Source organism: Methylobacterium sp. A52T (assembly GCF_053346095.1).
The window spans coordinates 1-10,254 of the sequence record NZ_JBKFBI010000177.1; the positions used below are offsets into that span (position 1 = coordinate 1).

General features: G+C 73.9%; 6 protein-coding genes. All 6 read left to right on the top strand.

The genetic code is table 11. From position 1 onward, the window contains the following. On the top strand, nt 1-202 hold a 202-nt coding region (locus ACLBYE_RS27375; RefSeq protein ID WP_447696582.1), incomplete at its 5' end, for a GNAT family N-acetyltransferase. A gap of 426 nt (nt 203-628) precedes the next feature. Continuing rightward, nucleotides 629-2,728, top strand: coding sequence for a methyl-accepting chemotaxis protein (locus ACLBYE_RS27380; protein WP_447696583.1), 2,100 nt, complete (start codon nt 629-631; stop codon nt 2,726-2,728). Between the two features lie 126 nt (nt 2,729-2,854). Beyond that, complete coding sequence (locus ACLBYE_RS27385; protein ID WP_447696584.1) at nt 2,855-4,297, top strand: lipopolysaccharide biosynthesis protein; 1,443 nt, start codon at nt 2,855-2,857, stop codon at nt 4,295-4,297. Nucleotides 4,298-4,426: 129 nt separating this feature from the next. After that, nucleotides 4,427-5,614: an FAD-binding protein gene (locus ACLBYE_RS27390; RefSeq protein WP_447696585.1), complete on the top strand. Its 1,188-nt coding sequence runs from the start codon at nt 4,427-4,429 to the stop codon at nt 5,612-5,614. Between the two features lie 58 nt (nt 5,615-5,672). Further along, nucleotides 5,673-7,013 (top strand): glycolate oxidase subunit GlcF, encoded by a 1,341-nt coding sequence (glcF, locus tag ACLBYE_RS27395; RefSeq protein ID WP_447696586.1) that lies wholly within the window; start codon nt 5,673-5,675, stop codon nt 7,011-7,013. Between the two features lie 590 nt (nt 7,014-7,603). Continuing rightward, nucleotides 7,604-10,254, top strand: a 2,651-nt coding sequence (locus tag ACLBYE_RS27400; RefSeq protein WP_447696587.1) for an Rne/Rng family ribonuclease, incomplete at its 3' end; no start/stop codon positions are given.

Below are 10,254 nucleotides of genomic sequence, written 5' to 3' on the forward strand. Positions count from 1 at the left end.
CCTCGGCCTCGGCGGCCGGCTCCTCGACGCCGCGGAGGCCCGCGCCCGCGCCGAGGGCTGCGACCGGCTCCGGCTGGAGGTGCGCGCCGACAACGGCGCCGGCATCCGCCTCTACGAGCGCCGGGGCTACACCCGCTTCGCCGTGCGGCCGGACTATTACGAGGACGGGATGGAGGCGTGGCGCTACGAGCGCGCGCTGTAGGCGCCGCGCGGACTGCCGCGCGGACCACCGCCCAGCCGCCGGCGGCCCGCACACCGCCCCGGCGATAGCGAGATCCGGCCAGGCGCGTCCTCGCGCCACTCTCCGTCATCGCGACGGCGCCGGCAGGCCGACCGCGCTGAACCTCCGGCTCTTCGGGAGTGCGCCCGCAGGATACCCGGTCCCTCGCGCCGCTCCACGGACCGGCACAAGCCCGCCGCGCGGCCGGCGACCGCGCCGATATCGTCACCCGAGAATGCGGTCTAATTCTCGACAATCCTTCCCTATTCCGGTCTTTTTCTCGTATCGCTTCACGTATCGGCCGACAATCGACGTTTAAATTCGTACTTCTGTCGAAAAATCTCCGCTGTTTGCCTGAGAAAACCTGACGTTCTAAGATAGCGCATCGCGGGACATGAGATCTCACCGATGACTCGCTGGCTGGGACGCTTCTCGATCCGGACGTTGCTGTGCCTGGTGATCGCCATCATGGCCTGCATGGCGCTGGGCAACGCGGTGCGGACACTCGTCGACGCGCGGGCGCGGGCGGCGGGCGCCGCGCGAGCCCTGAACCTGACGCAGGCGAGCCAGGGCCTCCTCCGGACGATCCTGCCGCTGCGGCTCGAGCGCGGATCGACGCTCGCCCTCGGGGGTGAGGCGCCGGCGGACGCGAAGACCCTGTCGACCATCGCGGGGAGCCGGCAGGCGCTGACCGAGCATTACGGCCGGGCCCGGCGCAGCCTGGGCGATCTGGCAGAGCCGGCGGTCAGCGCGACGCTCGAGCGCCTGAGCACCGCGCAGGCGGAGATGGCGGACCTGCGTCCCCGCATCGACGCGGCCCTCGGGCTGCCGCTGGCCCGGCGTGACCCGGCGCTGCGGGACGCCGCGATGGCCGCCTTCCAGGACCTGCTCGAGGCGCTGACGGCCACGCTGAAGGCGGTCGACGCGGCCATTCCCCGGTCCGATCCGGTGCTGCAGCGCTATCTCGCCCTCAAGCAGGCGGCCTGGGAGACGCGCGTCGCCAGCGGCAACGTCGCGGTCCGGGTACAGGCCTCGCTGGTCGCCGGCGCGGCGTGGTCCCTGCCCGAGACGGTCGCGGCGGCGGCGGAGCGGACCGAGCTTCTGTCCGCGTGGCGCCGCACCACCGAGGCCGCGGTCGACGTCTCGGAGACGGTGCGGGCCGCGTACGAGCGGGCGAAGGCCGCCAATTTCGAGGGCGACACCGAGGCCATCGCGCGGGCGGTCTTCGACGCGCTCAGCACGCACGCGCCCCCGCGCCACACCTTCGCGGAGCTGCGCGACCGCAACACGGTGAACCAGCGCTCCCTCGTGGCCCTCTGCGACGCGGCCCTCGACGCGATGGTGGCGCGCGCCGAGGCCCTCGCCGAGGACGCGCGGGGCGACGTCGCGCGCAGCGGGGCGGCGCTGCTGGCGGTGATCCTGCTGGTGGCCCTCGGCCTGTGGACCCTGTTCGGCGGCGTGCTGCGCCCGCTCCGGGTGCTGACCGCCACGATGGGGGCGCTGGCCGACGGGGACGCCTCCGTCACGGTCCCGGCGCGCACCTACCGCAACGAGATCGGCGCCATGGCGCGGGCCGTCCAGGTGTTCAAGGACAACCTCATCCGCGGCCGCCAGCTCGAATCCGAGGCCGCCGAGGCGCGTCAGGCGGCGGAGGCACGGCGCCGGTCCGACCTGCGGGCGATGGCCGAGCGCTTCGAGCGGACGGTCGGCGGCGTCATCGCCCAGGTCTCGGACGCGGCCACCGCGCTGCAGGGCACGGCCCAGGCCATGACGGCCACCGCGACCGAGACCGCCAGCCAGTCCAGCACCGTGGCGGCCGCCGCCGAGGAGGCCGCCACCAACGTCAGCACCGTGGCGGCTGCGGCCGAGGAGCTCGGCGCCTCCGTGGAGGAGATCGGCCGGCAGGTCGAGGGATCGACCCGGCTCGCCCAGGGGGCCGTCGCGGAAGCGGGGCAGACCGGCGCGATGGTCCGGGACCTGAGCGACGCGGTCGCGCGGATCGGCGACGTGATCGGGCTGATCGCGGCGATCGCCGGGCAGACCAACCTGCTGGCGCTGAACGCCACGATCGAGGCGGCCCGGGCCGGCGAGGCGGGTCATGGCTTCGCGGTCGTCGCCGGCGAGGTGAAGGCCCTGGCCGCGCAGACCGCCCGGGCGACCGAGGAGATCGCGGGCCAGATCGCCGGCATCCAGGGCGTGACCGGCGGGGCCGTCGCGGCGATCGGCGCGATCACGGGGCGGATCCAGGAGATCAGCGGCGTGGCGGGCGCGATCGCGGCGGCGGTGGAGGAGCAGGGATCGGCCACCCGGGAGATCGTCCGCAACGTCGGGGAGGCGGCCGTCGGCACCGGCGCGGTGACCCGCACGATCCTCGGCGTCGCCGGGGCCGCCGAGGAGACCGGCCGGGCGGCCAACGCGGTGCTCGCGGCGGCCTCCGCGCTGTCGCGCCAGTCCGAGACGCTCGCGGCCGAGGTCGCGCGCTTCCTCGACACCGTCCGGGCCGCGTGACCGGACGACGCCGGGAGCCGCGCGGGCCTCCGCCCCGATCTCGCCCGTTTAGGGGAGTCTTACGGCTCGCGCGCTACAGCGTACGCAACGGGCGGGGGCAATCCCGCCGCGCATGAGTCGCCGTCCATGGCCGTGATCGTCGCCTTCGTCATCAATGCGGGGCTCAACTTCGTCCTCGGCCTGCTGATCGCCAAGCTGCTGGGGCCGGCGGATTTCGGCCGGTTCGCCCTCGCGACCACCGGCGCCATCGTGCTGAACACGGTGCTGTTCGAGTGGCTGCGCCTGTCGGCGACGCGGTTCTACTCGGGGCGCGTGCGCGTCGACGAGCCGTGGATCCGCCACGGGCTCGACCGGGCCTACCTGCGCATCGGCGCGCTGCTCCTGGCCGCCGCGGCCCTGTGCGGGGCCTTCGGCTTCGCCGGCGGCGCCGACGGGCGCGAAGCGGTCCTGTGCGGCACCGGCCTCGCGGCCCTGGGCATCGGCGTGTTCGACTACCACGCGGCCCTCGCCCGGGCGCGGTTCGACGGCAAGCTGTATCTCGGCCTCGTGGCGGTGAAGAACGTCCTGTCCTTCGCCATGATGGCCGCGGCGGCGTGGTGGCTGCCCCAGCCGGCCTGGGTGCTGGCGGCGGCGGGGCTCAGCCAGCTCCTCGCGGTGGCGGTGCTGCGCCACCCCCTGCGCGACCCGCGCACGCCCCTCGAACGGCCGCGCCTGTCGACGACGTGGCGGGTCTTCGCGCGCTACGGCCTGCCGCTGATCGCCGCCAACACCGCCTACCAGTGCCTCGCCTTCGTCAATCGCGGCGCCATCGCGGGCCATGCCGGCTTCGCCGAGGCCGGCTACTTCGCCCTGGCGGCCGACGTCACCTCGCGCTCGCTGATGACGCTGGGCACCGCCCTCGACCTGCTGCTGTTCCAGTTCGCCGTGCAGGCGGAGGAGCAGAGCGGCCGCGCCGCCGCAGAGGCGCAGGTCGCCGCCAATGCCGGCACCGTGTTCGCCCTGCTGGCGCCCTGCGCGGTCGGCTTCTGGGCGGTGCTGCCGGCCCTCCAGGGGCTGGTGGTGCCGGACGCCTATCGCGGGCCGTTCGAGACCTACAGCACCGTGCTGATGCCGGGCCTGTTCTGCCTCGCGATGATGTTCTACGCCCTCAACCCGGTCTTCCAGATCCGCCGCAAGACCCTGCCGGTGGTCGCCGCCGCCCTGGTCGGCCTCGCGGTGAACGGCGCAGGCCTGCTGGTCCTCCCGGACCGGATGGGCGGGCTCGGCGTCGCGGTGGCGCAGACCGCGGGCCTCGCCGCCGCCGGAACGTGGCTCGGCTGGCGCGCCCTCACCGGCCCGGGGCGCATCGCGCTGCCCTGGGGCGAGATCGGCGTCGCCGCGCTCGCCTGCGCGGCGATGGGGCTCGCCCTCGCCCCCTTCCGGCAGCTGCCGCCCGCCACCGCCCTGGCCGTCCTGGTCCCGGCCGGGATGGTTCTCTACGGTGCCCTGGTCTGGATCTTCGACATCGCCGGCCTGCGCCGCCAGGTCCTGGCGCGCCTGCGCCCGGCAGGGACCGTGGCGGCGGAGTAGGGTCGCGCGCCGCCGCCGCAGTGGAAATCCCGCCGCTGAAACCCCGCGACTCCACCTCCGCTTGAATCCGCCGCCGGATCCGGCGACACCCGTCCTGGAATGGATACAAACAGGACCGGGACGGGAACGATGGGCGTCTACGAGCCCGGCACCGAGGCGGAGGCCGGCGAGATCGTGCGGGCTGCCGCCGGGCGCGGCGAGCGCCTGCGCCTCGCCGGCGGCGGCACCGCCGCGGGGCTCGGCCGGCCCGCGCAGGACAGCGCGACGCTCTCCGCGCAGGCGCTCACCGGCGTCACGCTCTACGAGCCCGCCGAGATGGTGGTGGCGGCCCGGGCCGGGACGCCGCTCGCCGAGGTCGAGGCGCTGCTCGCCTCCCGCGGCCAGATGCTGCCCTTCGAGCCGATGGACCTGCGCGGCCTGTACGGCACCGCCGGCGACCCGACCCTCGGGGCCGTGGCGGCGATCAACAATGCCGGCCCCCGGCGCATCAATGCCGGCGCCGCCCGGGACAGCCTGATCGGCGTGCGCTTCGTCAACGGGCGCGGCGAGGCGATCAAGTCGGGTGGCCGGGTGATGAAGAACGTCACCGGCCTCGACCTCGTGAAGCTGATGGCCGGCGCCCACGGCACGCTGGGCCTGCTCACCGAGGTCACCTTCAAGGTGCTGCCCGCCTGCGAGTGGGTGGCGACCCTCGTCTTCTCCGGCCTGGACGACGCCCGGGCGGTGACCGCCCTGTCGGAGGCGCTGGGCTCGCCCTTCGAGCTCACGGGCGCCGCGCACCTGCCGGCCGGGATCGGCGCCCCGGAGGCGCGGACTCTGATGCGCCTCGAGGGCTTCTCCGACTCCATCGACTACCGCGCGGGCGCGCTGCGCCGCCTGCTCAAGCGCTACGGCGAGCCCGAGATCGTGGACGGCGCGGACGGTACCGCCCTGTGGCGGACGGTGCGCGACGCGGCGCCGCTCGCCGAGCCGCGGGAGGCCGCCCTGTGGCGGATCTCCACCGCACCGACGCGCGGGCCGGCCCTGGCGGCGGCGGTCGCGGCCGAGCGCGACGCGCGCTGGTTCTTCGACTGGGGCGGCGGCCTGATCTGGCTCGCCACCGGCGCGGCGGGCGATGCCGGCGCCGCGACGGTGCGCCGGGCGGTGCGGGCGCAGGGCGGCCACGCCACGCTGGTGCGGGCGCCCGACGCCGTGCGCGCCGCCGTGCCGGTGTTCGAGCCGCTGGCCGAGCCGCTGATGCGGCTCACCGCCGGCATCAAGGCGGCGCACGACCCCGCCGGTGTGCTCAACCCCGGCCGGATGTACGCCGGACTCTGAAGCTTCAGATCCCGCCCCTCCCCGAGCGTGGGGAGGCGTGGCGCCGAGGACGCGACCCGTGCAGACCAACTTCGCCCCCGCCCAGCTCGCCGATCCCGCCATGGCGGCGTCGGAGAAGATCCTACGGACCTGCGTGCATTGCGGCTTCTGCACGGCGACCTGCCCGACCTACCTGCTGCTCGGCGACGAGCTCGATTCCCCGCGCGGGCGGATCTACCTGATCAAGGACATGCTGGAGGGCGGCAAGCCGGCCTCGCAGGAGGTGGTCAAGCACGTCGACCGCTGCCTCTCGTGCCTGTCCTGCATGACCACCTGCCCGTCGGGGGTGCACTACATGCACCTCGTCGACCACGCCCGGGCGCATATCGAGGAGACCTACGCGCGCCCCGCCGGCGACCGGTTCCTGCGGGCGCTCCTCGCCCAGGTCCTGCCCTATCCGGGCCGCTTCCGCCTCGCGCTCACCGCCGCCAAGCTCGGCGCGCCGTTCCGGGGGCTGGTGGCCCGGCTGCCGCGGGTCGGCAACCGCCTCGCGGCCATGCTCGACCTCGCGCCGGCCGGGGCGCCGCCCCGCGAGCCGACGAACCGGCCGGGCCGGTTCCCGCCGGCGGGCGGCCAGGCGGCCGCGATGCCCTCCCGGCGCGTCGCCCTCCTGCGCGGCTGCGCCCAGAGCGTCCTGCGGCCGGACTTCAACGCCGCCGCGATCCGGCTGCTCAACCGGCACGGGATCGAGGTGGTTCACGCGAACGAGGGCTGCTGCGGGGCTCTGACCCACCACATGGGCAAGGAGGAGTCGGCCCACGCCCACGCCAAGCAGGCGATCGACGCCTGGGACGCCGAGATCGCCGAGGGCCTCGACGCGATCCTGGTCACGGCCTCGGGCTGCGGCACGACCATCAAGGATTACGGCTTCATGTTCCGCGACGACCCGGCCTACGCCGAGAAGGCGCGGCGGGTCTCGAGCCTGGCCAAGGACGTGACCGAGTACCTCGCGCTGCTCGACCTGGCCCCCGTGGCCGAGACCGACCTCGTCGTGGCCTACCACTCGGCCTGCTCGATGCAGCACGGCCAGGGCATCCGCCTGGAGCCCAAGACGCTGCTGAAGCGCGCGGGCTTCACCGTGAAGGACGTGCCCGAGGGCCACATCTGCTGCGGCTCGGCGGGGACCTACAACATCCTGCAGCCGGAGCTCGCCGCGAAGCTGCGCGCCCGGAAGGTCGCCAATATCGAGCGCGTGCGCCCCGACGTGATCGCCACCGGCAACATCGGCTGCGCCACGCAGATCGGGAAGGGCACCGGCATCCCGATCGTCCACACGGTCGAGCTGCTCGACTGGGCGACCGGCGGCCCGAAGCCCGCGGCGCTCGCCGGGGTGACGCCGCGGCTCGAAGCGGCGGAGTAGGCACACGCCTGTCGCGTGGCGCCGCGCGCACCGTGACAGGCCCGTGACATCTATTCACGTTGACCCTTGCCAAATCCGCGCAGCGGTCTGTAATGATGTCGACCCCTCTCCGGTCCCGCCGGTCGCCGCAACGGCCCGCGGACGTGACCGAATTCCTCGCGAAAGCGGTCGCGGTGTCGCGGCGGGCCCTGTCGGTCCGCTTGGCGGCGGCATGTGCCGCCCGCGATCGGGCAGGTGTCGCACGACGCGGCGGAGATCCTCCGCCGCACCCAGGAATTCACGGCCGGTCCCCCGCCGGCCGAGATTGTTTCGCGAGGTCGGGACCACGATGGACGGACGCACGGCCCAGCATAAGGCTGCGCGTGCCCCGGAGGCGCAAACGGTGCGTCACGCCGGTCCGTCCGTCCGCCCGGCCTGTTTCAACCCCAGGCGCCCAGGGCGCCGAACGGCGGTTGACGGCAATTTCCCCTCGAACCCATCCGCCTCGGCGACGAGGCCGGCATCCCGCCCGACAGCATTGATGTCGGGCGAGGCGCCGCCGGGACCACGGGCACGGAGAACGACGTCGGCCGCCATGCCGAGAGTCCGACATGGCCAACAAAATGCTGATCGACGCGATGCACCCGGAGGAGACCCGGGTCGTCACGGTCCACGGGTCTAGGGTCGAGGAGTTCGACTTCGAAGCCGCCAACCGGCGCCAGCTGCGCGGCAACATCTACCTCGCCAAGGTCACCCGGGTGGAGCCGTCGCTCCAGGCGGCGTTCGTCGAGTACGGCGGGAACCGCCACGGCTTCCTGGCCTTCAACGAGATCCATCCCGACTACTACCAGATCCCGCTGGCCGACCGGCAGGCGCTCCTCGAGGAGGAGGCCCGCGACGCCGAGGAGCACCGCGAGCGCGAGGAGCGCCGTCGCCGGTCGTCGTCGCGCCGGTCCCGCGGCCGCCGCGCCGAGGCCCGCGCCCGCGGCGCCGACGAGACCGTGAGCGCCGAGGACACGCACGCGGCGCCCGAGAGCGAGGACCGGGCCGAGATCCGGAACGAGTCGGGGATCGACCCGGCCGTCCAGCCCGACACGCTGTCCGAGAACCCCGAGGCCGTGCAGGAGGCCCTCGCCTCCGAGGCCGCCGCCGGCGACCTCCCGGAAGGCGAGCCGGCGCAGGCCGTTGAGCCCGCGGCCGAGTCCGCGACCGAGTCCGCGCCGGTCGAGGCGCAGGCGGCCCCCGCCGCGTCGGAGCCGGTCGCCGCCGACTCCGCCCCGTCCGAGGACGCCCCGTCCGAGCCGGAGGCCCGCATCGCCGTGGCGGAGGCGCTGACCGTGTCCGACGCGCCGGGCGAGACCGCCGCGCACGCGATCGTGACGGAGGAGAGCGAGGCCGAGGAGACCGCGCCGACCGCCGCCGACACGTCGGCCGACACGTCGGACGAGGCCTCCGAGGAGGACGACGAGGAATCCGACGACGACGAGGATGAGGACGAGTCGGAGGACGACGAGGACGAGTCCGACGAGGACGACGACTCGGACGAGGAGTCCGATGAGGAGTCCGACGATCCCGACGCCGAGCCCAAGATCGCCCAGGTCGGCGGCAACGGCGACGCGCTGGCCGAGATCCCCGAGCGTCCGCGCCACTACCGCCGCCAGTACAAGATCCAGGAGGTAATCAAGCGCCGCCAGATCATCCTGGTGCAGGTGGTCAAGGAGGAGCGCGGCACGAAGGGCGCGGCGCTCACGACCTACCTGTCGCTCGCCGGCCGCTACTCGGTGCTGATGCCCAACACCGGCCGGGGCGGCGGCATCTCCCGCAAGATCACCTCGGCGGCCGACCGCAAGCGCCTGAAGGAGGTCGTGCAGGACCTGGAAGTGCCCGAGGGGATGGGCGTCATCCTGCGCACCGCCGGCGCCTCGCGGTCCAAGCCCGAGATCGCCCGCGACTTCGAGTACCTGATGCGCCTGTGGGAGTCGGTCCGCGAACTGACCCTGACGTCGATGGCGCCGGCCCTGGTCTACGAGGAGGGCTCGCTGATCAAGCGCGCCATCCGCGACCTCTACAACAAGGATCTGGACGAGGTTCTGGTCGCCGGCGAGGACGCCTACCGCGAGGCCAAGGACTTCATGCGGATGCTGATGCCCGGCCAGTCCAAGGTCGTGAAGCCCTACCGCGACTCGACGCCGATCTTCGCCCGCTTCGGCGTCGAGCAGCAGCTCGACGCGATGTTCTCCACGCACGTCTCGCTGAAGTCCGGCGGCTACCTCGTGATCAACCCGACCGAGGCCCTGGTCTCGATCGACGTGAACTCCGGCCGCGCCACCCGCGAGCACGACATCGAGGACACCGCCCTCAAGACGAACCTGGAGGCGGCCGAGGAGGTCGCCCGCCAGCTCCGGCTGCGCGACCTCGCGGGCCTGATCGTCATCGACTTCATCGACATGGAGGAGAAGCGGAACAACCGCGCCGTCGAGAAGAAGCTCAACGAGTGCCTGAAGAACGACCGCGCCCGCATCCAGGTCGGCCGGATCTCGCCCTTCGGCCTCCTGGAGATGAGCCGCCAGCGGATCCGCACCGGCGTGCTCGAATCCTCCTCGATCCCCTGCGCCCATTGCGGCGGCTCGGGCTTCGTGCGCGCCACCGCGTCGGTGGCGCTGCACATCCTGCGCTCGATCGAGGAGGTGCTGCTCAAGTCGGCCTCCCACAACCTCGTCCTGCGCACCCGCACCGAGATCGCGCTCTACATCCTCAACCAGAAGCGCGGGCACCTGCGCGAGCTCGAGGTGCGCTTCGGCGTGACGATCACGATCGCGGCCGACGAGCGGCTGGCGGCGACCACCCCGTTCCAGCTCGACCGCGGTGAGCCGGCCCAGCGGGCGGAGGGCCCGGTCACGGGCGTGCGCGCCCAGGCGATCTCGCCCGCGATGGAGTTCGACGACGAGGACGAGGAGGCCGACGAGGCCGAGCCCGAGACCGACGCCGAGGGCGAGGCCGACGAGGGTCGCGCCGAGGCCCGCGAGGACGGGTCGCGCGAGGAGGGCGAGGGCCGTCGCCGCCGCCGTCGCCGCCGCCGGCGCGGCGGTCGCCAGGAGGGCCGCGGTGAGGACGGGCGCGCCGAGGACGATCGCGGCGACGACGATCAGGACGACCAGCAGGACGACGGCCGGGACGACGCCCGTTCGGACGCGGAACGGAGCGACGGGGACTGGGACGGCGCGCAGCCGGCCGGGACCGAGGCTCCCGCCGCGGCCGTCGC